At 53.8% G+C, this 25,090-nt stretch carries 21 protein-coding genes; 11 read left to right on the forward strand and 10 right to left on the reverse strand.

The features are described from left to right. Positions 1 to 46: 46 nt before the first annotated feature. Positions 47 to 721, reverse strand: coding sequence for a response regulator (locus IE076_RS02940; protein ID WP_189435196.1), 675 nt, complete (start codon positions 719 to 721; stop codon positions 47 to 49). A gap of 765 nt (positions 722 to 1,486) precedes the next feature. On the opposite strand from IE076_RS02940, the gene IE076_RS02945 reads away from it, so the two are divergent. Both IE076_RS02945 and IE076_RS02950 read left to right on the forward strand, forming a co-directional pair. Further along, the gene (locus tag IE076_RS02945; RefSeq protein ID WP_189435198.1) at positions 1,487 to 3,199 is read left to right on the forward strand and encodes a sodium:solute symporter family transporter; all 1,713 of its coding nucleotides are present in this window, start codon (positions 1,487 to 1,489) and stop codon (positions 3,197 to 3,199) included. Between the two features lie 147 nt (positions 3,200 to 3,346). After that, on the forward strand, positions 3,347 to 3,709 hold the full coding sequence (locus IE076_RS02950) for a hypothetical protein (protein ID WP_189435200.1): 363 nt from the start codon (positions 3,347 to 3,349) through the stop codon (positions 3,707 to 3,709). Between the two features lie 11 nt (positions 3,710 to 3,720). Here the strand turns inward: IE076_RS02950 and IE076_RS02955 are convergent, their stop codons facing one another. Beyond that, positions 3,721 to 4,203 carry a secondary thiamine-phosphate synthase enzyme YjbQ gene (locus IE076_RS02955; RefSeq protein ID WP_189435203.1) on the reverse strand — a complete coding sequence of 161 codons (483 nt, stop codon included), beginning with the start codon at positions 4,201 to 4,203 and terminating at the stop codon, positions 3,721 to 3,723. Positions 4,204 to 4,328: 125 nt separating this feature from the next. Here IE076_RS02955 and IE076_RS02960 point away from each other — a divergent pair, with 125 nt between their 5' ends. Together IE076_RS02960 and IE076_RS02965 are read left to right on the forward strand one after the other, a co-directional pair. Then, positions 4,329 to 5,294, forward strand: a complete 966-nt coding sequence (locus IE076_RS02960) for an alpha/beta hydrolase (protein WP_189435204.1) — start codon at positions 4,329 to 4,331, stop codon at positions 5,292 to 5,294. A gap of 69 nt (positions 5,295 to 5,363) precedes the next feature. Then, a complete protein-coding gene (locus IE076_RS02965) occupies positions 5,364 to 6,233 on the forward strand; it encodes an acyl-CoA thioesterase (protein WP_189435206.1) in 870 nt (289 codons plus the stop codon). 83 nt (positions 6,234 to 6,316) lie between these two features. Here IE076_RS02965 and IE076_RS02970 read toward each other — a convergent pair whose 3' ends face one another. The 3 genes from IE076_RS02970 to IE076_RS02980 form a co-directional block, all read right to left on the reverse strand. Continuing rightward, positions 6,317 to 6,820, reverse strand: coding sequence for a hypothetical protein (locus IE076_RS02970; protein ID WP_189435208.1), 504 nt, complete (start codon positions 6,818 to 6,820; stop codon positions 6,317 to 6,319). A gap of 146 nt (positions 6,821 to 6,966) precedes the next feature. Then, positions 6,967 to 7,587 carry a 2-hydroxychromene-2-carboxylate isomerase gene (locus IE076_RS02975; RefSeq protein ID WP_189435210.1) on the reverse strand — a complete coding sequence of 207 codons (621 nt, stop codon included), beginning with the start codon at positions 7,585 to 7,587 and terminating at the stop codon, positions 6,967 to 6,969. Between the two features lie 344 nt (positions 7,588 to 7,931). Beyond that, on the reverse strand, positions 7,932 to 8,324 hold the full coding sequence (locus tag IE076_RS02980) for a DUF6841 family protein (RefSeq protein WP_189435212.1): 393 nt from the start codon (positions 8,322 to 8,324) through the stop codon (positions 7,932 to 7,934). Positions 8,325 to 8,667: 343 nt separating this feature from the next. On the opposite strand from IE076_RS02980, the gene IE076_RS02985 reads away from it, so the two are divergent. Continuing rightward, positions 8,668 to 11,196, forward strand: coding sequence for a ligase-associated DNA damage response DEXH box helicase (locus IE076_RS02985; RefSeq protein ID WP_189435214.1), 2,529 nt, complete (start codon positions 8,668 to 8,670; stop codon positions 11,194 to 11,196). 68 nt (positions 11,197 to 11,264) lie between these two features. Next, positions 11,265 to 11,936 (forward strand): ligase-associated DNA damage response endonuclease PdeM, encoded by a 672-nt coding sequence (gene pdeM, locus IE076_RS02990; RefSeq protein WP_189435602.1) that lies wholly within the window; start codon positions 11,265 to 11,267, stop codon positions 11,934 to 11,936. Between the two features lie 76 nt (positions 11,937 to 12,012). On the opposite strand, the gene IE076_RS02995 is transcribed toward pdeM, so the two are convergent. The 3 genes from IE076_RS02995 to IE076_RS03005 all read right to left on the reverse strand — a co-directional run bounded on the left by IE076_RS02995 (position 12,013) and on the right by IE076_RS03005 (position 18,542). Next, positions 12,013 to 12,798, reverse strand: a complete 786-nt coding sequence (locus IE076_RS02995; protein ID WP_189435216.1) for a TIGR02186 family protein — start codon at positions 12,796 to 12,798, stop codon at positions 12,013 to 12,015. After that, positions 12,795 to 13,724 (reverse strand): sulfite exporter TauE/SafE family protein, encoded by a 930-nt coding sequence (locus IE076_RS03000; RefSeq protein WP_189435217.1) that lies wholly within the window; start codon positions 13,722 to 13,724, stop codon positions 12,795 to 12,797. Before IE076_RS03000 ends, IE076_RS02995 begins: the two co-directional genes overlap by 4 nt. Positions 13,725 to 13,883: 159 nt before the next feature. After that, the gene (locus tag IE076_RS03005) at positions 13,884 to 18,542 is read right to left on the reverse strand and encodes a peptidoglycan-binding protein (protein ID WP_189435219.1); all 4,659 of its coding nucleotides are present in this window, start codon (positions 18,540 to 18,542) and stop codon (positions 13,884 to 13,886) included. A 473-nt stretch (positions 18,543 to 19,015) separates the two neighbouring features. Here IE076_RS03005 and IE076_RS03010 point away from each other — a divergent pair, with 473 nt between their 5' ends. After that, complete coding sequence (locus IE076_RS03010; RefSeq protein ID WP_189435221.1) at positions 19,016 to 19,462, forward strand: MerR family transcriptional regulator; 447 nt, start codon at positions 19,016 to 19,018, stop codon at positions 19,460 to 19,462. Positions 19,463 to 19,601: 139 nt separating this feature from the next. Here the strand turns inward: IE076_RS03010 and IE076_RS03015 are convergent, their stop codons facing one another. Both IE076_RS03015 and IE076_RS03020 read right to left on the reverse strand, forming a co-directional pair. After that, positions 19,602 to 19,910, reverse strand: a complete 309-nt coding sequence (locus tag IE076_RS03015; protein WP_189435222.1) for an antibiotic biosynthesis monooxygenase family protein — start codon at positions 19,908 to 19,910, stop codon at positions 19,602 to 19,604. Between the two features lie 28 nt (positions 19,911 to 19,938). Then, positions 19,939 to 20,259 carry an NIPSNAP family protein gene (locus tag IE076_RS03020; protein WP_189435224.1) on the reverse strand — a complete coding sequence of 107 codons (321 nt, stop codon included), beginning with the start codon at positions 20,257 to 20,259 and terminating at the stop codon, positions 19,939 to 19,941. A 135-nt stretch (positions 20,260 to 20,394) separates the two neighbouring features. Here IE076_RS03020 and IE076_RS03025 point away from each other — a divergent pair, with 135 nt between their 5' ends. The 4 genes from IE076_RS03025 to IE076_RS03040 all read left to right on the forward strand — a co-directional run bounded on the left by IE076_RS03025 (position 20,395) and on the right by IE076_RS03040 (position 25,084). Then, a complete protein-coding gene (locus IE076_RS03025) occupies positions 20,395 to 21,081 on the forward strand; it encodes an ArsR/SmtB family transcription factor (RefSeq protein WP_189435226.1) in 687 nt (228 codons plus the stop codon). A gap of 237 nt (positions 21,082 to 21,318) precedes the next feature. Beyond that, complete coding sequence (locus IE076_RS03030; protein WP_189435227.1) at positions 21,319 to 23,115, forward strand: acyl-CoA dehydrogenase C-terminal domain-containing protein; 1,797 nt, start codon at positions 21,319 to 21,321, stop codon at positions 23,113 to 23,115. 100 nt (positions 23,116 to 23,215) lie between these two features. Beyond that, complete coding sequence (locus IE076_RS03035; protein ID WP_189435229.1) at positions 23,216 to 23,854, forward strand: glutathione S-transferase family protein; 639 nt, start codon at positions 23,216 to 23,218, stop codon at positions 23,852 to 23,854. A gap of 21 nt (positions 23,855 to 23,875) precedes the next feature. Then, positions 23,876 to 25,084, forward strand: coding sequence for an acetyl-CoA C-acetyltransferase (locus IE076_RS03040; RefSeq protein WP_189435231.1), 1,209 nt, complete (start codon positions 23,876 to 23,878; stop codon positions 25,082 to 25,084). Positions 25,085 to 25,090: the final 6 nt, after the last annotated feature.

Consider the following 25,090-nt stretch of genomic DNA (forward strand, 5'->3'; position numbering starts at 1 on the left):
AAGGCGCTCGTTTGAGCGCCTTTTTTGTTGGTCACCTAAACGATGCCTAGCCAGCAATGCTTTGCCATTGGCCAGCTTCGATCTTGGCAGCCGCAATCACTGCCTGTGTCCGGCTTTCAACACCCAGCTTCTGCAAGATGGCAGAAACGTGTGCTTTTACGGTTGCTTCAGATACGGACAATTCATAGGCGATCTGCTTGTTGAGCAAACCTTGCGACAGCATCATCAATACGCGCACCTGCTGCGGTGTTAAAGAGGCGAGTCGCTGCGCCATTTTTGTTGCTTCGTCAACTGTATTCAGGTCAACGTCCGGTGGAATCCAAACGCCTCCCTCCAGAACAACAGAAACACCATCCTGAATAACATCAATTCCAAGTGACTTTGGAATATACCCAGACGCACCAAACTCAATGGCACTGCGAATTGTTGTCGGATCCTCAGTTCCGGATACGACCACAATTGGCACACCCACATATTGAGCACGCAAGTACATTAAACCAGAGAACCCTCGCATGCCCGGCATGGACAGATCCAGAAGGATCATGTCTACGTCTTCTTCCCGATCGAGAGCAGCGGTGACTTCATCAAGGCTTCCGGCCTCGATAATCTTTACCGATGCGAATTGCTTCTCGATTGTTTGACGCATTGCACCACGGAACAGCGGGTGGTCATCAGCGATAATAAAGCGGTGGACCGCGTTTTGCACGCTGTGCTCCTCCATTTCTTGTCGTGGACTGCTTCCAATGGTCTTCGATCCGTCTCATCGAAATAAGATCATCAGATTTACAGTTTTCGACGCCTCGGGAGCGTAAACGAAGGTTTCGCAGCTCTCCCAAAACGCCACGATAGATCTATTACAACCATAGAACTCCGCAGAGTCACACCCGGTCGCATCCCCCTATCCAAAAGCATTATGCGAAACATGGAGGGGCTGGCAAGCATGAAGTTGATTGTTTTCACCTATCTCACGCTGTTTCTTCGCAAAACGGCCAGTAATCATCAAGATATTGCGAGGAGGCCTATACAGATCTCAAGAGTTGCACCCAAAGTATGGCTCGCAAGATTTGTGCTTTTTAGTTGGCGGGAGCAGTGAGGTTTGGGGATTAGTAATCGGGTAGTAGAATTTTAGTCTAGCGGTTCGCTCTGTGGCCTGTAGAGTGTTAGGAGGTTGGGCATCATTACTGGGGGTGGGAGTGCGTACACCAAATAGAGTCGCCTATTGGGCCAAAACGCGTGCACTCCTGGCTGCTACGCTCACTCTCTGGTTGGTCTTCTTTAGCTTGGCTTTCTATTACGGAACTCCCGGTTCAGATCCCAGCTCCTCCCAAAACGAGCTTGGAGGCCTCTTGGGGTCTCTGTCTCATAGTTATGTTTGGGGCTGCCTACTGTTTTTTGTCGCCAGTGTTCTGACCTCATGGTTTTGCGGAGCGCAGGACAGGCTTGACGAAGGCAGTACAAGTTCGACACTACGACGGGAGAGCAAGTCATGACACTCTCCAGCCTTGATCCGCATAAATCGCAGTATAACCGTCTTCCGCTCGCACTCTCCATGTTCACATTGGCGCTTTTTTTGCTGATCGGCCTCCTTGCCATGATGGAAAAAGCTGGCGTGGTTGAGATACTTATTGAAGCCTTGATGGCGCTACTGCCGCTGTTCGTTTTTGCTGCGGCGGGGATACTTGCCCGCACCATGAAGCTTTCCCAGTTTCAATGGGGGGGCAAAAATGCTCCTGCGGGCCTGACCGGCGTGACGCTGGCAGCCTGTTTTGTCGGGGGCAGTTTGTTTCCGCTCTTTCTGTCCCTCACCTTCCTGCCTGAGTATGCCAGCTTTCCAATCCTGCTTGGCTGCGCGAGCAGTCTGGTTTTGTGTACGGTGTTGTTTGCTTCGCCGATCAGGAAGTTTGGGTCAGTAACCATTCCGGAATTTTTAGGCGTACGTCTGCAAAGCAGTACGGTTCGGGTGGTTGCCAGCGGACTCCTCATCCTTGTTGGGGTTCCGCTGTTATGCACCGAGATACTGGTTGGCGGTCAGGTGCTAGCCACATCGCTCAGCTCCTCCGCAACCACAGGCGTTCTTCTGTTCTCAATTGTCTTGCTGGTTTCGGTTATCCTTGGCGGTTTCAGTGGGGCAATATGGACACAGGCGCTGCAGGGTGTGCTGATGATCTTTGCCTGCCTTTCACCATTGCTCTTGCTGGGGCTTGATCAACTGACGTCCCCTGCTCTTACCGACGGCTTCGGGTTCACACCTGTGGTCGGCACCTCTCTTACCGAGCAACTCTCTGCCATCATCGACATTGAAAACACGAGCGTTGGCTGGTTCTTGACACAGGGGCCTTATGCTGGCGGGGTCTGGCCTTTGATCGGGACCGCTCTGTTCTTTGCAGTTGGCATGGCCAGTCTGCCGCATCTTTTGAGTAAGTTGCAGGGAACATCAAGTGCGTCAGCCTCGCGCCGTGCTGCAGGGTATTCACTGTCTTTCCTTTTGCTGCTTACGGTGGTTGGATCAGCTTATTTCCTCTTCCTGGCAGACGAACGTCTTCAAAGCCTCCTTGGACCCAATGCGCTTGATCAGGGATATCAAAGCGGACTGATCGCTGCGCTGATCAGGTCCGGGATTGTAGCGGCAGCACTTGCGGCCAGTTCAGCACTTTTGACGGCGCTATCAACATGCGTTTCCCGGGATCTTATCGAGGCCTTCGCTCTACCGCGGGCGTCCATGAACCAGAAACTGGTTTTGGCACGTGTTGTTGTCCTCACCGTTTTTGCTCTGGTCACTTACCTTGCTTATAGCCAACGTCTGCTGTTTCTGGACACGCTGGTGCTTTCCATCTCGCTGACAGCGGCTGCATTCTTTCCGGTGCTGGTTCTTTCCTGCTGGTGGAGCAAACTTCATGCCGTAGCGGCGTATAGCGCCATGTTGACCGGAGCAGTATCGACACTGCTTTATGCTCTTGCTGTCAGCAACGGTTGGACCGGTTTCTGGTTTGGCTTTCCAGCTGAGATGGGCGGGTTCTTTGGTGTTTTCCTTGGGTTTACTGTCGGAATCTCATTAAGTTTTGTTGGTTTTTCTGAAGGTAAGAAACATATTTATCTGGCTGGTTTGCTTGAGCAACCAAGTGAAAAAGATCTCTCGTCCGACCTATCTGATAATTCTGACAATGATAAAGAAGAAGAACTTGCGGAAGTTAAGGTGTAATTCTCATAAAATTATAATTAAACTATTACAACTACCAGTGTCCGTTTGCAGTCCATTTACGCCGTTTCAAATTTACAACTTACGATAAGTCGAATTCAATAGTTCTGCGCTTATATTCTATCTCCTATAGAAGCCTAGGAGAAACCTATGGACGCTTTACAACGCGCTGCCCGAGCCAGCGTTGCACGTATTTGTGGATTTTATTGCGTTGGAGTGCTCTTCATTATGGCAGCGCTCAGCTTTGATCCGGCTAGTTCATTCCGTGCCGGGGCTCTGCTTATTATCGCTCTGAGCGCCGCGCTGATTTACAAGGCCTGGATTATGCCGGATGGCAAGAACGACGGCGATGATGCTTGGGCTTTGATCAAAGATCAAGAGAACGGTTCACGAGACCCAAACAGATTGCATAGTGATGCTTTGCGCGTCGCCTATCATGAGTATTCCAAAAAGGCGATGGCTGTTGCACTGGCGCTTTGGTTTGTGAGTGTTGTCGCGAGTTTGTCTGACTAAGCTACGGCTCCTTACGAGCCAAGGTAATGCAGGGTCATTGAGCGGCGATGGGGTGCTTTTCTATGCTCAATCAGATAGATGCCCTGCCATGTGCCTAAATCAAGTTCGCCATCGACGACCGGAATTTGAAGGGACACGCCGGTTAGCATAGTTTTGATATGTGCAGGCATATCGTCCGGGCCTTCATAGGAGTGGAGCCAGCCACCATCTTCCGGTGCCACGTTCGCCAGGGCCTTTTGCAGGTCCTGCTGTACGGTTGGGTCGGCGTTCTCCTGAATGGTGATCGAAGCGGACGTGTGGCGAATGAACAGGGTGAGCAGACCGTCTTTGAGCTGGAGTGACTTACTCCAATCCCGGATCTCATTGGTAACTTCGTAAAAGCCTAGCCCCTCGGTCATGAAAACCAGTCGCCCCATTGACTGAGTGAGCTGCGTGTGACCGCTGTCGATGGTCCAGACCTCGCAGCTCTTCTTTGTTTTTGACCAACCCGACATGGTAAAAACATATCCCTTATTGTTCGTTAGTTAAGATCGTGTCGTTGCCATTGACGCAAGATTACGCGACAACTTCTATAACAGAAATATTGGCAACATCTTATTGTAGGTTTCGGAGAAACTACATGGCTGAGAATTTCGCTCCTGTGTCGATAAGTCAAGAGGCACTTGCTGAAGCAAAAGCGTTTAATAAGGAAATGACCGAGCAGCTACGCGCCCTGCCCGATCCTTGGAGTTTCCCCCCCTCTGTCACCCGAGACCGACGCCTAGAGGGGCTAGGAGCGTTTCCTATTCCGACTTATTCGGAAAATGCGGAGGAGCTTGAGATTGAAGGGCCCAATGGGCCCATCCCGCTGCGCCTGTTCAAGGCTGATGACAATCCCACCAAGGGCGTGATCATTCATTTTCATGGGGGCGGCTTTGTTTTTGGTTCTGCATCGTTTCAGGACCCCTATCTGGAAGGGATGGCAAAAAACACAGGTCTGGACGTAATTTCCGTGGAGTATCGCCTTGCACCGGAACACCCTTTTCCGCAGGGCCCGGATGATTGCGAAGCGGCCTGCCACTGGGTTTTAAATGAAGGTTCAAGCCAGTACGGCTGGAGTGACTTTGCTCTGACAGGCGAAAGTGCGGGGGCATGTCTTGCGCTGACCAGTGCTATACGCCTGCGCGACAAACACGGGATGATCCCGTTCAAGGCCATGGTTTTAACAGCAGGCTGGTATGATTTGGGACTGACGCCCTCCGCCCGTTTATGGGGTGAGGGCTTGCTTTTCCCCACCACCCGCGACCTGCAGATGTATGTGCGCCATTACCTTCTTGGTGAGGAGCACCCGGAAGCTCCGGACATATCCCCCCTTTATGCTCGCCTTGAAGGGCTACCGCCAACTCTGCTGAGCGTGGGTACAGCAGACCCTCTTCAGGACGACACTTATTTCCTCGCCTCAAGGTTGAAATCTGCTGAGGTGGACACTTCAGTGGAGGTTTATCCCCATGGATGTCATGTTTTTCAAAGTTTTGATATTGCTCTTGCCAAGCTGAGCACCCAAAGGATAGATAGTTTTTTTCGGACGAAATTCGGTTCGACCTGAGCCAGTTGTTAACAATTGGTTAGGTATCGCAGTAGCGCTTATGGACCAAGGCTGCACAAAGGGTTGGATATGGCAAGCTTAGAAACACTTCTCTCGTTTGTGAATACATGGGAATGCGACGAGAACGACCATCTGAACGTGCAGTTTTACTTCTCCAAGTTTGAAGAAGCTGACCGTCAATTTAGAATGATGACCGGATTTAGCGAAGCGTTGGTTGGGGCGCGGCGGGTTCGCCACGTGCGCTACCATGTGGAACTGGTTGCTGCATCCCTGATTACCGTCAAGTCCTATGTGGCCTTTGACGGGCCGCACATGTTCTCTGTTGTGCATGAAATGATTGAGGGCTCCACCGGAGAAGTCTGTGCAACAGCCATCGACGGGTATACGCCAAACCCTAGTTCTGCCAAGCAGTTGCGTACTCGCTTTAAAGAAGTTGAAGAGAATATCTCCAAGGCTGCTGTGCCGCGCGGCATTTCTCCAAGCCCGTTTTCCGGCAAGCCTACCATTGATGATCTGATGAAGAGCGGCGCGCAAGTGACCGGTCGGTCAACCGTTCTGCCACGGAATCTGAACGCCGAGCAGAAAGCTGAAGACGCGTTTGCGCTTTCCTGCTTCTCCGACGCGGCTGCGCATGTGTGGGAGCGGACTCCGATGAACACTGCGTGGCTGGACAAGAACGAATATGGCCGTGTTGCGCTGGAGCAGAAGCTTTCGTGGATCAGTCCGCTGAAGGTCGGTGACATGGTTCAGGTGATCTCAACGATTACCGGTGTTCAGGATAAAACGTTCACAATCCGTCATCATCTGTTTGAAAGCCGTACCAAGCGTTTGGCTGCGGTGTGTGATCAGGTGTCCATCAGCATGGATCTGGACAGCCGTAAGACTGTTCCGATGACCGAAGAAATCCGCACTGCGCTGGTGGCACTGCAGAGCCAATAAGCTGTTAAATCAATATGTTAAAAACCGCCTTCAGCTGAAGGCGGTTTTTTTATGCCCTAGCCTATCTGGCTGGTGCGTCACCATCATTCTTTTTGAAAATCGTCTTTCATTTCTTCGACAACAGAGAAAAACCGGCGCATTGCGTTTTCGGTGAATTGCAAGGCATCGTTTAGTTTTTCTTCTTCTTCTTCACCAAACCAGCCTTCGTCTTTTGGTTTTGCGAGGGAAAGGTCGAGGCCGGGTTTTGGTTTGATAGCGGCTACGCTGGCGTCTTCGGTGAGGGTGGCAAGTGCTTCGGAGATATCCCTAAGCTCCTGACGCATCGTGCTGTTTTCTGTTTCCAGACGGGTAATTTCTTCCTCATAAACCTTGATACCGTCGATTGAGGGCTGGCATACGAGCTTGTCTCCTTTGTGGGTGCACAGAGAAACTATCCCCGTGCGGGTGTCTAGCCGTACCACCCCCTTATCTGTCTGCTGCATTTCAAAGCGAACGGGAACTTCCTGCTCACTTTCGGCGAATGCGCTTTGGGCTCCCATTGCGATCGCAGCCGCCAGGATTCCACTAGCCAGAAAAGACTGTTTCACGGTTTCTTCCCATCTCTCTTATTCGTCAATGACTTACAGCGGCAGAAGGTTGCAGCACCATACCTGCCCTCAGGTACGGCTTCCATCTTACCAGCAATCACCGCCCTTTGACTATCCAATCAGATACAGTAGTGAGATGGGGATTATCAGAGGCTTTGGTAGGGGCCCCTGCCAGATTTCAACGCATCTTCCAGAAGGTCGAGGCGGTCTTGTCCCCAAAATGGCTCGGCGTTGAGCAGATATGTTGGAGAACCGATGGAGTCGGCTTTTTCGGCCATGTGGGAATTTGCTGTGTAGGCCTCTTGCAGTCTCTCGGACTTGGCTGCGGCGATCAGGTTATCCGCGTCGAGGTCGAGCCCGTTCAGGATGGCGGCTAGGACTTGTTCGTCGGCGGCGTCCAGGTCGTTTTGCCAGACTGCTTCGAACACTTTTTGGGAATAAGTGGCGACCGGTCCGCCCTCCTCCTGTAGCTGGATTGCGATGGTGTCTGCCAGTGCGATGTTGGTCGGGAAGTGGGCGGGTTTGTAGTTGATTGAAATACCGCGCTTTTCTGCCCAGCGTTGGAGTTCTATGAAGCGGTAGCGCTGGCGTGCAGGATGGCGCTTACCCAAAGGCAGGCCACCGGTGAGCGGGAACACGACGCCGAGGTTAACCGGCCTGAAGGTGACGGTAACGCCGTACTTATCCGCAATGCGCCGAAACTCCTGATGACCCAGATATGCCCATGGTGACAGGTGCGTATAGAAGTAATCAATCTGTGCAGTCATGTGTGATCCCTACCGGCTGTTTATGCGCTATCCTCCGGCAAAAATCATCTTATTTCAATGGGCCATCTGCTTGTTGTCGTTCACAAAAACGCGCTGAGCGTATGCTTTTCGTAGATCTTGATTTTCCGTTTGCGCGATTTTGTGCGTTGGTTTGCGTTGATCACGTGTTTTTTGAGCTGAAAGCAAAAAGCTCCCAAACTCATGCGTCGGGAGCTTCATCTTCTCGCAGTGGACGGAGCGGACCCCAGCTGTGGTCCGTCTCATTCAGGCATTACACCATGAACAACTCAGCTGAGCGATCTACGCTCCTTTGAGCGTACCGGTGCGTGGCAAACAGATCTTCCTCAGGAGGGTTCGTTCACGATGCTTGCAATCTTCCACGCGCCCTCGATGTTGATGAGCAAGTAGTGGCAAGTGAAGTCGAAGACAACTTCGCCTTCATCATCTTCCTGCTGCCAATCAAGGCTGACGCTGGCAGTGGAGCCGGAGATGTGTGAAGAGACCACTTCGTAGATAGAAGCGGTCACATAGTGCTCACGATGAACTTCGAGCAGCGCATCGATATTCTCGATGAGTTCTGTCTTGTCTTTGAAGACGTGGCCCGCATCCAATTGCCATACGACACAGGGGAAGGCAAAACAGTCAGAAATCCGTGCCGCATCATAATCTTCATAGCCATCTGCATAGCTATCAAACAGCTCGGAGAGCATTAGTTCCGTTTCATCCTGAACACTCATAGTGACAGCCTCTTTTTCCAGCTTTTTAATGAGCCAGCATTCCTCACAAAGATCAAGCTTTTAAGCCTCTTACCGCTTATATGCCGCGCATAGAGCGCAGTTTTCTAGTCCTTTTTTCAGAAGAAAACAAATTTCATGGGTATTCTCCGCTTTTTATGCAGCTATCCCAACCACTCACAGAATAAATCTCATGGTTTGACAGAAAAAGGCTGAGCAAATTGGTTTGTTCCCCTTGGGACGTGCGCAAGCTAAAATGTTCTTGGTTTGCCCCGTTTATGATTGGCACATGCGATCATTGGTGGCAAAGTGCGCTCACTTGTTTTCCGGATCGGACCATTCGTCATTGCCAGACACCCCTCACCTACCTGCTGTCTTCACCAACTGGTTTGAAAGCCGCAACTGGGCACCGCGTGCGCACCAGCTAGAGCTGTTTGCAAATGTGCGGGCGGGTAACTCTGCGCTTTTAATTGCGCCAACAGGCGGCGGTAAGACGCTGGCAGGCTTCTTGCCAAGTCTGGTGGATCTTCATCAACGCAGCGCAGCAGACAAGCGCAAGGCAGGTGCTGCCGTCTCATCCGGCTCCAGTGGGCTTCACACGCTCTACATGTCTCCGCTCAAGGCATTGGCAACGGATATTCACCGCAACCTTGAGGTGCCCATTGAAGAGATGGGTCTTTCCATCAAGCTGGAGACCCGCTCCGGTGATACGCCGAGCCATAAGAAGCAGCGCCAGAAGCGCCTTCCGCCTGATATTCTGCTGACGACGCCGGAGCAGATCTCACTGCTGCTTTCTGACAAGAATGCCGCGCGGCTGTTTGCTGATCTTCAGTTTGTGATTTTGGATGAGCTGCATGAGCTGGTGACGTCCAAACGCGGGGATCTGCTGGCTTTGGCGTTGACACGTTTGCGCAAGCTGGCGCCCAACCTACGCTGCATCGGGCTTTCAGCCACCATTGCGCACCCTGATGACTTGCGGGCCTATTTGGTGGAGCAACCGCTGTCGCAGCAGGTGAACCTTGCGGAGATTGTGCAGGCCAAGGGCGGAGCCAAGCCGCATATCAGCATACTGGAAACAAAAGAGCGTCTGCCGTGGTCCGGGCACTCCTGCATTTATGCACTACCGGAGATCTATGAGGAGATCAAAGCGCATACCACCACACTGGTGTTTGTAAATACACGCTCCCAAGCAGAACGGCTGTTTCAGGAGCTGTGGCGCATCAATGAGGAAACGCTGCCGATCGCGCTTCACCATGGCTCACTGGACGTGGGGCAACGGCGCAAGGTGGAAGCGCATATGGCGGCGGGACAGCTGAAGGCGGTGGTGTGTACCTCCTCGCTGGACCTTGGCATTGACTGGGGCGATATCGATCTGGTGATCAATGTGGGCGCTCCTAAAGGGGCGAGCCGGTTGGCACAGCGTATCGGACGCGCCAATCACCGCATGAATGAGGCCTCCAAAGCTATTCTGGTGCCCTCCAATCGGTTTGAGGTGCTGGAGTGTCAGGCGGCACTGGAAGCCTCCGAGGCGGGTGTGCAAGATACGCCACCGCTTCGTCAGGGCGGACTGGATGTTCTGGCCCAGCACATTATGTGCGTTGCCTGTGCGGCTCCCTTTGAGCCGGAAAAGCTTTATGAAGAAGTGATCAGCAGCCAGTCCTATCGACATCTGGAGTATGATCTATTTGTGAAGGCGGTGGAGTTTGTGGCGACGGGCGGTTATGCGCTCAAAGCCTATGACCGGTACGCCAAGTTGCGGCCCACCAAGGAGGGCCTTTACCGGGTTTCCCATCCTCAGTTTGCCCAGCAATACCGTCTCAATTCCGGCACCATATTAGATGCAGCCACGCTGAAGGTGCGGCAGGTGAAGCCGCGCGGACCAAACAGCAAGCGTCCGCTTGGCTTTGGCGGCAAGATGCTGGGTGAGATTGAAGAGTGGTTCATCGAGCAGCTGGCGGTGGGCGACACCTTCGTGTTTGCCGGTCAGGTGTTGAAGTTTGAGGGACTGAAGGAAAGCGAGGCTTATGTGTCGCGCAGCGCCTCGCAGGACCCGAAGATTCCGAGCTATCAGGGCGGCAAGTTTCCGCTCAGCACCTACCTTGCTGAAGGTGTGCGCAGCTTTGCCTCTGATCCGCACAGTTGGTCTTCCTTGCCAGGTCAGGTTCGTGAATGGTTGGAACTTCAGAAAGAAAAATCACAATTACCCGAGTACGAGCGTCTTCTTGTTGAGACCTTTCCGCGGAACGATAAACACTATCTGGTGTGCTATCCGTTTGAAGGTCGGCTGGCGCACCAGACATTGGGTATGTTGCTGACCCGACGACTTGAGCGCGCTGGTCTGCACCCCCTCGGGTTTGTGGCCACAGAGTATTCATTGGCGCTTTGGGGGCTGCGAGACTTGGGGCTCGCGATCACCAGCGGGCGGCTCCGGCTGGATGAATTGTTCGAAGAAGACATGCTTGGCGATGATCTGGAAGCATGGCTTTCTGAAAGTAGTTTGATGAAACGTACCTTTAGAAATTGTGCCATGATCTCTGGTCTTGTTGAAAGACGCCACCCCGGCAAAGAGAAAACGGGGCGACAGATAACTATAAATACGGATCTTATTTATAACGTACTGCACGAACACGAGCCGGATCACCTACTTTTACAAGCAACATGGACTGATGCGGCAACAGGACTTTTGGATATCTCTCGGTTAGGTCACTTTCTTTCTCGTATCGATAAAAGAATCACGCATAGTGCGTTGAGTCGCGTTTCGCCATTGGCTGTTCCGGTTCTACTGGAAATTGGGAAAGAGCCAATCTTTGGAAGCGCGACGGAGGAGCTGCTCGCAGATGCAGCAGATGATTTGTTACTGGAGGCCCAATTGTGAGCGTGAATCGTCAGTTGCAGCCACGAGTAGAACCGAGTTATCGCCAACCCGTACCTGTCTGTCACGACTTGTCTCTTGGACAAGAACTAGTCGGACTGCACGATAGCGGAGGCCTGTGGTGGCCAGAGGAGCAGACCCTTGTGGTCTCTGATCTCCATTTGGAGAAAGCCGCCAGCATTGCAAAGACTAAGGGCGTTATGTTGCCGCCGTATGACACTGCAGCGACCCTTGAAAAACTAGCAGCGTTGATTGACCTTTTCAGCCCGCGTCGTGTGATCTGTCTTGGCGACAGCTTCCACGACAGCGAAAGCTCTGCGCGCATGCCAGCGGCCTATCGGGCCATGCTGGCGACAATGCAGCTGGGGCGTGAGTGGATCTGGATTACAGGCAACCATGACCCGGAGATTGCGCCGAGCGTTTGCGGGGAGCGCTTTGAGGAGCTGTCAATCAGCTCTCTGTGTTTCCGCCATGAGCCGAATGAAGATGCAGATTGCGGCGAGATCTGCGGGCACCTGCATCCCGCAGCCAAGGTGCGCCGCATGGGCCGGACCGTGCGTAGGGCCTGTTTTGCGACCAACGGCAACCGGCTGATGCTGCCCGCCTTTGGGGCCCTTACCGGGGGCCTGAATGTGATGGACAACGCGTTCTCAAAGGTGTTTGCGGAGCGGCGGTTCTCGGTCTTCATGCTGGGGAACGGGCGCTTGTTCCCATTCACTGCCTCCAAGCTGATAAGCGACTAATAAAAAAAGCCCTCGTTGAGGGCTTTTTCTTTGTCTAACGGCTGGCTATGAGCTGCTTGTCGGGCAAGCTCACCCTCTAATCTTTCTTGAAGATCACGCCTGCGACCCAGCCTGTGAACAGGGCCAGCATGACAGCAAGCGCGCCGTATACCGCAGGGTGCTGGCGCGAGAGTGAGAAGGTCACCTGTTCAAAGCCGGTTTTTGCCACTGTCAGCACCTGCTCTTGCTGGTCGAGCAGCACGCCTCCGCTGAAGAGGAAGGTGGTGATCTTGTATTCCCCTGTGGGGATGTTGGCTGGCAGGTCGACTGTTGTCGAGAAAAGCGTGGGGCTCAGGAAATTGATGGATCTGGAGACCTGCGTATAAAGGCCATTTTGAACACGGGCGCGCAGAAACGCTTCCTTAAAGGCAAGACGTTCAGCGGCAGGTGCACGTGAGCCCAGCGCTGCGAGCGGCAGGTTATCCAGCCCGATGCGGTATTGCTTTAGCCAGTTTTCAGAGGCGATGTTGCGCAGGTCATCGGTGGTGTGCACCGCATAGAAGCTTGGGACCGCTATGTAGGTTTGCGATGTGGCGTTGATCCAGACACCCAGTATACGATCCTTGCGCCATGTGGTGACACGCTCTAGCGGACCTTCCACCACGACCACCAGATCCTGGTCACCACTGCGTGGGACGGTTTCTGCATCCCGTACAATCTCGCCATAGACGAGAATCTGAGTTCCGGTGAAGTTGGAGGTGATTGCAACCTGGGAGGAGGAGATTGCCGATACGAGCCGTTCAGCCAGTGCAGGTGTGAGCGATGTGAGGGCGAGCAGGCTGAGTGTCAGGACTGTGAGCAGGGAGTGGGTGATGTACCTCATCTGACCGGCTCCTCAATCACGGTGACGGAATAGAGATCGTCGGGTTCCACTATGAGGTTGTAGGCAAAGCGCAGGCCGACAAGGAGCACGAGCAGGCCGAGGCCGAGGCGCAGGTGTTCACCACGCATGCCCTGCCCCACCTGAGCACCAAACTGGGCGCCGATCACGCCGCCGATCATAAGCGTGAGTGCCAGCACAATATCAACGGACTGGGTGTTGATGGAGTGCAGGAACGTTGCCACGGCCATGGTGCCGAGGATCTGCAGCAGCGAGGTGCCAATTACGATGTGGGCCGGGACGCGTAGAAGATAGATGAGCGCGGGCACCATCATGAAGCCGCCGCCAATGCCGAGGACCGAGCCGAGGAAACCGATGGAGCTGCCGATGCCGAAGATTGGGATTACACTGACATATAGTTTGGAGCGGCGGAAGCGGATCTTGAACGGCAGGCCGTGCACCCAGTTGTGCTGTCCGGGTCTGCGGCCGGTCGGGGCTTCACCATTTTTGCGGCGCATGATGGCTTTTACGGATTCACCCAGCATCAGCACGCCAATGGTGCCGAGGAAGGTGACGTAGGACAGGGAGATCACCAGATCCAGCTGGCCGAGGCTTTGCAGAATGCCAAAAATCCAGACGCCTAGGGCCGAACCGACAATACCTGAACACAGCAGAACACCGGCGAGTTTGAAATCAATACCGGCCTTGCGCCAATAGGACAGAACGCCGGATGCGGAGGAGGCTACAATCTGTGTGGTGACGGTGGCAACGGACACAGCCGGGGGGATTCCGGAGAAGATGAGCAACGGCGTGAGAAGAAAGCCGCCTCCAATGCCGAAAAGCCCTGAGAGGAACCCGACAGTTCCGCCCATGGCGAAGATCATAAAAACATTAATCGGCAGTTCTGCGATGGGTAGATAGATCTGCAAAATAGCACCGCGGGTAACACAGGTGACCTGCCCTTGCGTGCGTTAAGTCACCTTTCATCCAACATCATTGTAGAGTGTTAAGCGCCATTCCAGACGCTCTGTCAATCTACGCGGAGCAGCAAGTGCAAATCTAACCAGAAATCCCCTAGTAACGTGAAATTATATGGTCTCAGATGCCAACGCCATCATTAGACGCTTGTCAGGTTCGCCCGTTGCTTCCATTCCCAGACGCGCTTGCAAACTCTTGATTGCGCGCCTTGTGTTTGGTCCCATTACACCATCCGGACTGCCCGGATCAAACCCCATATTGAGCAAGGCTTGTTGTATTTTCTTCACAGATGGGGAACCTGTTTGTGAAACGGTGGTTTTCTGCTTATCAGTCCACCTGCTATCGATTTCCACATTGTTTGCATCCGGATCAACCGACTTCATCTTGAAGGCCGCTACGGCTTGCAATGCCTGGGTGTGCTGCCTGTTGGTCAGCTTGGCTGCAACCTCATCACGTTTGGCAGCGGCATCGGCATCGCCCTGCATGGCGGCAAGCGCAAACCACTTATAACTTTCCACCAGATCCTGCTCCATGCCCAGACCTCGGGCGGCGAGGATTGCAAGGTTGAACTCGCTGTCTGCAACACCGTAATCGGCTGCGATGCGGAACCATTTCACGGCGGAGGCGTAGTCGGGGTTGCCATCTATGCCTTCAACAAACAGAACGGCCAGATTGTGCATGGCTTTGATGTTGCCTTGCGCAGCTGCCAGTGAATACCAGTCCCGTGCCAAGGTCAGGTCTCTTGGAACGCCGCGGCCCTTCTCGTAAAGACTGCCAAGGCGATATTGTGCTGGTGCCAGACCTTGTGACGCGGCTTTGCGATACCAGTCTGCGGCGACGCCCAGATTTGCCGGGACCAAATTACCTTCAGTGTAGCGGCGGGCCACTTCAAACTGTGCTTCTGCGGCACCTGCTGCTGCTGCGGAGCGCAGAGCAATCGGTCCGATGGCGTATGGCAGGTCATAGGCGGTCTGCTCAGGGGTGACCTGCTGGACAGGCTCCTTGGGGATGACCGGCATCTGGATATCGCCAAACACAGAGGTGCTCGCCGTTGTGGTTGGTACGCTTGCGGTTGTGAGCGGGTCTGCTGCCTCGGAGGAGGCTACTTTCTGGTTAGCTTGTGCTGAGCCAATGCCAGTTGTCTGGCCAAAGATCACCTCTTTGGTTGGTTCAGAGCGCGTAGTTGCAGAACCGGACTGCCAGATACTTTGAGCGCTGACGGGTGATGGAACCGCTGGCTCTGGCTGCACAGCAGGTGTGCTGGCGACATATTCAGGAGCTGCGATGGCATCCAGTTCTTCGCTCAGCATAGAGGAGTTGTCGTGACCCGGCATTACGGCATCGGGTGCCATGATGCTTGGCGGGTTGGTTGAGCCAGCAGTATCGACCCCATCTTCACCGGAGAGCAGGCCTGTGTCGAATACCTGCAGGGTGCCAATGGTCAGCAACAGTGCTGCTGCGGCCAGCATGATGGCGCGGCGGCGGCTGGATTTGCTTTCTGCTTTTTTACCTTTTGTGGGCTTCTTGGCCTTTTTCGCTTTTCCGGCTTTGGCAGGCTTTTCGGTTTTGCCCAGCTCCACCGGTGCGGCGGACAGGTTGATTGGTTCTCGGGCCAGCTTTTTGGTTTCTGGCTCCGGGTTTTGCGGGAGCATGTCCTCTTCGCTCAGGGCGATTGGCTCTTCAGCAACCTGAAGCTTGCTGAGCACCTGTGCAGTGGCCGCTGCCTTTTCGGCGCGCAGGCTTTCTGGTGCGTTCTCCTCAGCGGCGCTGTTGGGGCTGATGTAATCGCGCAGGCGGCGCGCCCGTTCAGGAGCTTTGCTCTTGGCGGCGGCGGGTTTTTCATCCGCTTTGCTGGTTTCTGTTGCTTCCATGGCCGCTGCTTTTGCAGCGCGGCGGGCTGCCGCGATGAAATCTGCTTTGCGGTTGCGTGGGCCTTCCGGCTCATCAGCTCTCTGCTCCTCCATGCTGCCTTTGCGGCCCATAGAAAAGGCGCTCAGGATATTGCCGAGCTGTTTGTCACCCACCAGCTTCTGATGTTCTCTGGAGATCTCGGTCTTGCCGATGGCGTTGCGGATGCTTTCCAGATTTTCCAAACGGTTGGAAATGGTGCCCAGAACATTTCGCAGGTCTTGCAAGGCGTGCTGGTCGGCATCGTCTTTCTGACCAGAGGCTTCCAGCAGGGATTGCAGATCAAGGCGCAATGCAGAGATGGCAGCTTCAACGGCTTCACCCTGCTCTGCGCCATTGCCAAGTGCAAGTTTGTCGGTGGCCGCCTTTACCGCATCCTGTGCGATCTGCTGCGCCTTATTGGCCATGTCGGAGTGCAGGCCCTTCAGTTCCTGCTCAATGGAGCCGAAGCTGTTTTCCAACTCACCGATAGAGGCGAACTGGGTCTTGGACATATCCAGCTTTTGGGAAAGGCCCGCAATCTGCTGCTCCAACCGGTCCAGCTCAACATCAGAGGACAGACCGGTAGGGCTGGCAATTGTTGTTGCCAGTTCCTGCAGCTGGCTTTCAATATCGCCGGTGGTTGCCAGAGCACCGATATGGCCGCGCAGTTCACCGATCTCAGCGCGGATCATGGACATGGCCCTGTCGGAGGAGCCACCGTGGGCACTGTCTTCCACCATCTGGGTCAGCGTCATCACACGCTGCTCAAGTCGGGCAAGCGCGGCGCTTTCATTCTCGTTCAACGCAACTTCGAAGGCGGTTTCCGTCAGACGGACTTCGATGTCATCAACCTTGGTACACAGGTGTTCAAGTCGGCCTTCGATTGAGGAAAATGCTTGCTCAAGTCCGGTTGCGGTTTCCGGGCTGCGCTCCATACGCTGCAGCTGCTCACCGATGGTAGCAAGGCGCTCTTCCATGCGCTTGAGCTGTTCATTGTTGCCAGCGTGTTCAGGGCCTTCTGCCAGAATGTTGGAGATGGAGTCCAAGCGTCCGTGCAAGCGATCAATCTCACCCTCATCGGGCATGCGTGTTTCAACGCTGGTGAGACGAGACTGGATATCGCGCTGGATTGCGGAGAAATGGTCAAGCTCATCCATACGGGCGGTGAGGAAACGGATGCGTTGGTCCACATCATGGATCATGCGGCCTGAATCCAGACGATCAATCACCGTTCTCAACTGTGCAACATCTTCACGCACAACCTCAAGACCGGCGGCGCCTGAGCGGTGCAAAACATCTTCCAGCCGATCACCCATGGAAGACAAGCGGCTTTCCAGAGAATTGAGCTGATCTACCCGTGGCAACTGGCGGATTTGCGCTTCCACTTCGGCCATGCGCTCGGAGAGGCTCTCGTAAATTGCCGGATCAACGTGCTTTTCGGAGAGTTCCTGCAGGCGGGACTGAATAGACTCGTGGGCGAGGCCCAAGGCTTTGAGGCTGTCTTCGATGTCTGAGCGCGACAGAGCCGCTTTCATCTGCTCCAGTTCGTGGCGCAGTTCTTTCAGCAGCAGGCCGTTGCCCTCTTCATCACGCAGGCGGCCAATGATCTCTGAAAGCTGCGTGCGGTTGTCGGTGGTGCGATCCATCATTTCATCGCGCAGGCTGTTGAGCTGGGTTTGCATGCCATCATGCAACTGCTCAATCCGCTCTTCATCCGGCTCTCGCAAGGTATCAAGCTTTGCGGCCAACTGCTTGAAGTGGCCGTCGATCATTGTGTTCAGTTCGGTGTAATTACCGGATTTTGCTGGTTGTTCAGGTGTTGCCTCCACACCGTGCGGCCTTACGCCGGTATCAAAGCGCGGCTCCATTTGGGTAATTGGTGGATAGGCGCTCTCAGGCGTGGCGAATGTCCGGCTTTGTTCTGGCTGTTCAGGCTGATGCTTTGGCGGAATGCCCTTGCCTTTTTCATTCTCATTGTGCGCAAGGGAGTCGAGGCGTGCATCAAGGGCGTTCAGCGCATCCAGCACGGAGGTAATGCGCTGGACTTTGGAATGCACAGCCTCTTGTGTCTCTTCGCGACCAGCAGCAGGTGCCGCCCACTGTTTTCTCTCCTGCGGCGCAGGATCTGCAGGAGCAGCGAAAGATTGCAGTGCAGACGGCTGCATGGGTGCACGCTCAGCATACGGCTCACGATGGCGCGGCGGCGTGGGTGCGGCAGGCGCCTGCGGTGCAGGACGATGTGATGCTTGTTCATGTGCGGGCGCCATGTGTCCGGGTGTCATGTGTTCGGGCATCATCGGTGAGCGCGGGTGCCTATACGGGTCGCGCGAGAAACCATCACGGATGTCACGGCGCTGATCCATGGCCGGATCATAGCGGTCTTCATAGGCATACGGGCTGGTGGACTCGTCCAGCCCTGCTCTCAAGTCAGCGCGGTGCCATGGGTCCCGAGGATCAGTGTAGTGGGGATCGTGCAGACGAGGGTCATGCATATGCGGGTCACGCGAGCGAGGCTCGTGTGGATACGGTTCATGTGATCGTGGAGCGTGTGGCTGCGGCGTCTGCGCGAAGCGATCACCTGTGCGACGATCACGCGGGGCTTTGGGTGGACGGCCCTGTTCGGCTTGCATCAGGCGGCCTAAAGCCTCGGCGACCTCATTCATGGCCGCTTCCTGCGAGCTTGAATGTTGTCTGCGTGGTTGCTGGTCGGCATGCGCATATTCATCTGAATAAGAAGAGTGGTCCGCGCGGTGTGCTGCTGCAGGGTTTTGTCGCGCCATTCCACTTTCCTCCAACCACTTAATGTGGTCTGCATCCAGCCCCTCAGTCATGGGCGTGTCTGCTGCGGATTTTCCAAATTCTGGTTTTTTCCAAGACATGCCTAAAGGGCCCCATAAAACTTTCCGGTCCGCGCATGTCGCTTGCAATTGCTCAATTCAATTTTAAAAAATACACGTCAACCGCCTTACGCAGCCCATGAATTGGTCAAGAAACGAATCACTTTGCGGTTTTGCACCGATTTCAAAACTTCTGGATCCATTTTTTAATCCTTAGGGTAAATAGTGGGTTAATAGCGCAAATTCTGCGTGTAGATCGCCGCTACCATGTGAATTACGGCAATAATGGGGCGAATACCGTCTCATTTCACAGAACATGACCAAAATGATGAAATAATTTCGCGTTAGATACTAAGCGAATTATGGGTAATCCCGTGGCCTACGGTGGACCTACGTGATGCTGCCAATGTATAAACTTGATAGAAGTTACGCGTCGCATCATTAGCATGCACTCCTGCACACGGGTCGCAGATTACCGGCAGTGTCGCGCAAGCAAAGAAGAATAGGTCAAGCAGATGAGCGAAGCCCTACATATCAATGAGATGATTGTTGATGTTGTTGCCAATGAATTGGGTCAGGGAAAAAAAACGCAGTTTTCCATTGGCGATCTGGCAAAGGAATTTGACATCACGCTCCGCACTCTTCGGTTTTATGAGGACAAAGGCCTCCTGAATCCTAAGCGTGACGGGCTTAACCGAGTTTACAACCGGCGGGACCGGGCTCGCTTAAAGCTGGTTTTGATGGGCAAACGTGTTGGGTTTTCTCTTTCTGAAATCCGCGACATGCTGGACTTGTATGACCTGCGCGATGGGCAGGTGACACAACTTGAAGTGGCATTGGGACGGTTTCAGGAACAGATCCAGGTGCTCGAAGGCCAGCGTGCCAATATCGATGAAGCGATTGAAGATCTGCAGCGCACCGTTAGTATCGTTGAGGGTATGCTGAAAGAGAAAACCAGCTAACTCACTGGTTTTAAAAGGTGGGAGTTTAGCCCACCTTTTTGTTTTGTAGCTTCTGTTTGGATCTGTGCTTTATCCCAAAATTCTAGATTCAATACTTTTCACCTATAAATCTGGGGTGTTTCTCGCTGACAGTCTTCGGTCAGGTGTTATCCAACCCATAATCTCGCAAAACGCTCGACACACGGATGCGATATTTTTGAAAATATTCACTTTTTCCGAGCTGCTGCGCCTCCTGATGCTTTTCCTGAGTACGCCAGCGCTTCACGGCTTCCTCATCTTCAAAAAATGACAGTGACAAAATTTTGTCCGGATTTGTGAGGCTCTGAAATCGCTCAACTGAGATGAAGCCGGGAATTTTTTCCAATTCCGGCTTAATCGCAGCGGCTACCTCCAGATAGCTGGCTTTGTGGTGTGGGTAAGGCTCAACTTCAAAGATAACGGCAATCATTCTATGGCTTTCGGTGGTTGGCTGGCAGTCACGGTTTTGCATGCGGGTGAGAGGCAAGCTTGAGGAAGGTTCTGTCTTCTCTCAGGATGAACTTCTCTTGCATGGCGAACTCGTAGTTTTCACGACCAAGCGGGTCTTTTGCAAGGGTGGCTCTGTACTCTTCGTAGTGGGCCAGACTGCGCACGTTGTAGATGCCATAGGCCAGTGTTGTAGAACCTTCATGGGGGGCGTAGTAGCCAATGAGGTCGGCTCCGCAGCGCGGAATGGCCTGTCCCCAGTTGCGGGCATATTGCTGGAATTCAGCCTTTTTCGTCGGGTCAATTTGATAGCGGATGACACAAGTGAGCATGATACTCCTCCGGTTTGGTTTTTCGATGCTCTGGGTCTAGCAAGCGGGTGAGAGCGATTGTTTCGATCGTGATCGAACAATCAATTCTGTGTGTGTGCTATAAGTCCGTCCACAGTCAGGGAGGATGGAACTGCCATGAAAGAAGGACCGAACATTGCCGGGATTGCCGCGCTCATTGGAGATCCGGCGCGGGCGAACATGTTGCAGGCGCTTATGACCGGTGTTGCTCTGACCGCAAGCGAGCTGGCGCAGGAAGCGGGCGTTACGCCGCAAACCTCCAGCTTTCATCTGGGACGATTGGCGGAGGCCGGGCTTATCAAATTACGCAGGCAGGGACGGCACAAGTATTACAGCCTTGCAGATAGTGATGTTGCCGAGCTGCTAGAGGCCATGAGCGGAATTGCCATGCGCGCAGGGATGACGCGTGTGAGGACCGGACCCAAAGAGCCTGCGCTGCGCAGGTCGCGTATCTGCTACAACCATCTGGCTGGTGAGTATGGTGTTCAGGCTTACGACAGTTTGCTGACGCGGGGCTTCCTCGTGGAAGATGGCGAGCAGTTGCATCTGACCGGAGATGGACGGGGCTTTCTGAGTGAGCTGGGTGTTGTGCTGCCGGAGAAGGAAAACAAAAGGCGGCCCTTATGCAAATCCTGTCTGGACTGGAGTGCACGACGCTCACATCTGGCGGGCATCGCTGGAACAGCCCTGCTCTCTTTCTTTCTGGATCAGGGCTGGGCGAAGCGCGTTGACGGAAGCCGGATCATCACATTTTCGCGAGAAGGCGATTCTCGCTTTCATGCCACATTTTCCCTTCAAGATTGAGTGCCAGACACGGATTTACCTTTGGTTTCATAGTGTACAAGTACGGCACCGTGAGATTTCACAGGGAAGTTCCCCCATGAAACCCCGCAGGATTCCGCGGATATGTACTTGACCCTAAGAAATTACACTTGGGTATAACTTGCCGTGAGCGCGAGGCCGTTCTATATTCCGTCACAAGTTGACGTTTACGCAAACGTTATGTCGCGCCTCTTCGGTTGGTCGGAAGGAAAAATTGCTATGCCGAGTTATAGTGCTCCCGTTGAAGATACACTCTTTTTGCTCAAAGATGTTCTGGGTTACGAAAAACATTCAAACCTGCCTGGGTTCTCCGAGGCAACTCCTGATCTTGTAGAAGCTATCTTGAAAGAAGGCGCAAAGTACTCTGAAGAGATCCTGCAGCCTCTGAACCTGAGCGGCGACAAGGCTGGCTGTACCCGCCATGAAGACGGAACAGTGACAACACCTGCGGGTTTCAAAGAAGCTTACAAGGCTTATGCGGAAGGCGGCTGGGGTGGTCTTTCCATTCCTGAGCAGTATGGCGGCCAGGGCATGCCTGCGACCCTTTCTGTTATCTTGAATGAGTACCTGTGTTCCGCAAACCAGGCGTTTGCGATGTATCCGGGCCTGACCGCCGGTGCGATGGCAGCTCTGCTTGTTCACGCAAACGACGAAATTAAAGACACCTACCTGCCGAAGATGGCAAGTGGCGAATGGACAGGTACCATGAACCTGACCGAGCCACATTGCGGTACCGACCTTGGCATGATGCGCACAAAGGCTGTTCCACAGGGCGACGGCAGCTACAAGATTTCCGGCACGAAGATCTTCATCTCCGCTGGTGACCACGACCTTGCTGAGAACATTGTCCACCTTGTTCTGGCACGTATTGAAGGTGCTCCTGAAGGTATCAAGGGTATTTCCCTGTTCGTCGTGCCTAAGAAGAAGCTCGATGCAGACGGAAATCCAGCTGAGTCAAACAACGTGAGTGTTGGTGCCATCGAAGAGAAGATGGGTATCCACGCCAACTCCACATGTGTCATGAACTATGACGAATCCGTCGGCTATCTCGTTGGTGAAGAGCACAAAGGCATGCGTGCCATGTTCGTCATGATGAACGAAGCACGCCTTGGCGTTGGTATTCAGGGTCTGGCTCAGTCTGAAGTGGCTTACCAGAACGCTCTGGCTTACGCGAAGGACCGTCTTCAGGGTCGTTCCCTCACCGGACCTAAGAACCCGGATAAGCCAGCTGACCCGATCATCGTTCACCCGGATATCCGCCGTGTCCTGATGACCATCCGCTCCTTCAACGAAGCGGCTCGCGCTCTTTACATGTGGACCTCGCTGCATGGCGACGTATCCCACCTGTCCCAGGACGATACTGAACGGCAGACTTCCGACGACATCATGGGTCTGCTGACCCCGGTCGTAAAAGGCGTTCTGACGGACAAAGGCTTTGACAACACCGTTATGGCTCAGCAGGTCTTTGGTGGTCACGGCTATATCCAGGAATGGGGTATGGACCAGTTCGTGCGTGATGCGCGTATCGCCATGATCTACGAAGGTGCGAACGGCGTTCAGGCGCTTGACCTTGTTGGCCGTAAGCTGCCTGCAAACGGCGGTCGTGCGGTTCAGGCGTGGTTCAAAGAAGTCGGCGCGTTCATTAAAGAACATGAAGGCGACGAAGAGCTTGGCGTTTACATGAAGGGTCTGAAGCAGTCCCTGAACGACCTTCAGGCAGCGACCATGTGGTTCATGCAGAATGCAATGAAGAACCCGGACAATGCTGGCGCTGGTTCCAACGACTACATGCACCTGTTCGGTCTGGTGGCTCTTGGTTACATGTGGACCAAGATCGCAATTGCTGCGAACCGCAAGATCAAAGAGGGCGCAAACGGTCAGGAAGACTGGCTGAAAACAAAGTTGACCCTTGGTACGTTCTTCATGGAACGCGTGATGCCAGAATCTTCTACGCATCTGGCACGCATCTCCACCGGTGCTGACACCATGATGAGCCTGGACGCGGAAGCGTTCTGATCAAATTATCGCAATTCAGGGGCCCGGGACCTTTCCCGGGCTCTTGTCCTGCCCTAGTCTCGATCTGATATATTAAGCTAACAGATTTTAGGAGTGCGATATGGCGGAATATAAACTTCAGTGTTTTGCGCAGAGTGGCAATGCCTACAAGGTTGCGCTGATGCTGGAGCTGTCAAAGGCATCATGGACCCCTGAGTGGGTCGATTTTTTCAATGGTGCAACCCGCGATCCTGAGTTTCGTAGCGAACAGAACGAGATGGGTGAAATTCCTGTGCTTGTGCACGGGGAAACACGGCTGACACAGTCTGCCGTGATACTGGAATACCTTTCCCAGCAGCTTGGCACGTTTGGCTGGGAGAACGAGGAAGAACGCCGGGAAATCCTGCGCTGGCTGTTCTGGGATAACCACAAGCTGACTGGCTATGTGGCTACCCTGCGCTTCCTGCGCGCCATGGTAAAAACCGGTGAGACGGATGTGACCCGCTTTTTTGAAGGTCGGGCCATCGCAGCCCTCAAGGTTCTGGATAAGCGCCTTGCGGATCATACCTTCCTTGTTGCAAATCGCCCAACAATCGCAGACCTTTCGGTATGCGGATACCTGTTTTGGCCAGAAGAGATTGGTGTGGACTTCGGCCCTTTTTCAAATGTGAATGCATGGCTTGAGCGAATTAAGGCCCTGCCCGGTTGGGTAGCCCCTTATGACCTTATGCCCGGCCACCCTATGCCTACACCAGCCTGACCAATTTTTGCGGAGGACAATATGGCAGACGCCCTTATATTCGATCATGTTCGCACCCCACGTGGGCGCGGCAAGAAAGACGGCTCTTTGCATGAAGTTTCGACAGCACGCCTTGCGGCGAACGCTCTTGAAGCCATCAGAGACCGCAATGAGCTTGACACCAAGCTTGTAGACGACGTTGTGCTTGGCTGTGTTGACCCGGTAGGCGATGCAGGCTCTGACATTGCACGTGCTGCTGTTTTTGCAGCAGGCTATGACCGCTCTGTTCCAGGTATGCAGATCAACCGTTTCTGCGCATCCGGTCTTGATGCGGTGAACATGGGTGCTTCCCAAATCATGTCCGGCCAGAACAAGCTGGTGATTTCCGGCGGTGTGGAAGCGATGAGCCGTGTTGGTCTTGGTGCTTCAGGCGGTCCATGGCCTGCAGAGCCGCAGGTTGCTATTCCTGCCTACTTTATGCCTCAGGGCGTTTCTGCAGACCTGATCTCCACCAAATACGGTTTCACCCGTGACGATGTGGATGCTTACTCTGTAGAGAGCCAGCGCCGTGCGAAAAAGGCATGGGATGAAGGCCGCTTCAAGAACTCTGTTGTTCCTGTGCGCGACATCAACGGCCTGACCATTCTGGACCATGACGAGCATATGCGTCCTGAAACAGACATGCAGTCTCTTGCAGGTCTGAACCCATCCTTCGAGATGATGGGCAACATGGGCGGCTTTAACGCTGTTGGCATTCAGGCACACCCTGAGATCGAAAAGATCAACCACATGCACCATGCTGGTAACTCCTCCGGTATCGTGGATGGTGCAGCGGCTGTGCTGATGGGTTCCAAAGAAGCTGGTGAAGCTTATGGCCTGAAAGCACGTGCACGCATCAAGGCTTTCGCAAACATCGGTTCTGACCCTGCTCTGATGCTGACCGGTCCGGTTGATGTGACCGAGAAGCTTTTGAAAAACTCCGGCATGGAAATTGGCGATATCGACCTGTTTGAGCTGAACGAAGCATTTGCTGCTGTTGTTCTGCGCTACATGCAGGCGTTTGAAATAGACCACTCCAAGATGAACGTGAATGGCGGTGCTATTGCGATGGGTCACCCACTGGGTGCAACTGGCGCAATGATCCTTGGTACAGTTCTTGACGAGCTGGAGCGCCAGGACAAAAACACAGCTCTCGTGACCCTGTGTATTGGTGCAGGCATGGGTACAGCAACCATCATTGAGCGCGTTTAAGGGGAG

This window comes from Pseudovibrio japonicus (assembly GCF_014651595.1).
GTDB lineage: Bacteria > Pseudomonadota > Alphaproteobacteria > Rhizobiales > Stappiaceae > Pseudovibrio > Pseudovibrio japonicus.

Excerpts from the sequence above, each read along its gene's own strand:
- IE076_RS03025 (WP_189435226.1), top strand. The coding sequence starts at position 20,395 with ATGAAAGAAGGACCGAACATTGCCGGGATTGCCGCGCTCATTGGAGAT.
- IE076_RS03035 (WP_189435229.1), top strand. The coding sequence starts at position 23,216 with ATGGCGGAATATAAACTTCAGTGTTTTGCGCAGAGTGGCAATGCCTAC.
- IE076_RS02965 (WP_189435206.1), top strand. The coding sequence starts at position 5,364 with ATGGCAAGCTTAGAAACACTTCTCTCGTTTGTGAATACATGGGAATGC.
- IE076_RS03030 (WP_189435227.1), top strand. The coding sequence starts at position 21,319 with ATGCCGAGTTATAGTGCTCCCGTTGAAGATACACTCTTTTTGCTCAAA.
- IE076_RS02980 (WP_189435212.1), bottom strand. The coding sequence starts at position 8,324 with ATGAGTGTTCAGGATGAAACGGAACTAATGCTCTCCGAGCTGTTTGAT.
- IE076_RS03015 (WP_189435222.1), bottom strand. The coding sequence starts at position 19,910 with ATGATTGCCGTTATCTTTGAAGTTGAGCCTTACCCACACCACAAAGCC.
- IE076_RS03005 (WP_189435219.1), bottom strand. The coding sequence starts at position 18,542 with ATGTCTTGGAAAAAACCAGAATTTGGAAAATCCGCAGCAGACACGCCC.
- IE076_RS03020 (WP_189435224.1), bottom strand. The coding sequence starts at position 20,259 with ATGCTCACTTGTGTCATCCGCTATCAAATTGACCCGACGAAAAAGGCT.
- IE076_RS02945 (WP_189435198.1), top strand. The coding sequence starts at position 1,487 with ATGACACTCTCCAGCCTTGATCCGCATAAATCGCAGTATAACCGTCTT.
- IE076_RS02955 (WP_189435203.1), bottom strand. The coding sequence starts at position 4,203 with ATGTCGGGTTGGTCAAAAACAAAGAAGAGCTGCGAGGTCTGGACCATC.
- IE076_RS02940 (WP_189435196.1), bottom strand. The coding sequence starts at position 721 with ATGGAGGAGCACAGCGTGCAAAACGCGGTCCACCGCTTTATTATCGCT.
- IE076_RS02975 (WP_189435210.1), bottom strand. The coding sequence starts at position 7,587 with ATGACTGCACAGATTGATTACTTCTATACGCACCTGTCACCATGGGCA.
- IE076_RS03010 (WP_189435221.1), top strand. The coding sequence starts at position 19,016 with ATGAGCGAAGCCCTACATATCAATGAGATGATTGTTGATGTTGTTGCC.
- IE076_RS02950 (WP_189435200.1), top strand. The coding sequence starts at position 3,347 with ATGGACGCTTTACAACGCGCTGCCCGAGCCAGCGTTGCACGTATTTGT.
- IE076_RS03040 (WP_189435231.1), top strand. The coding sequence starts at position 23,876 with ATGGCAGACGCCCTTATATTCGATCATGTTCGCACCCCACGTGGGCGC.
- IE076_RS02960 (WP_189435204.1), top strand. The coding sequence starts at position 4,329 with ATGGCTGAGAATTTCGCTCCTGTGTCGATAAGTCAAGAGGCACTTGCT.
- IE076_RS02995 (WP_189435216.1), bottom strand. The coding sequence starts at position 12,798 with ATGAGGTACATCACCCACTCCCTGCTCACAGTCCTGACACTCAGCCTG.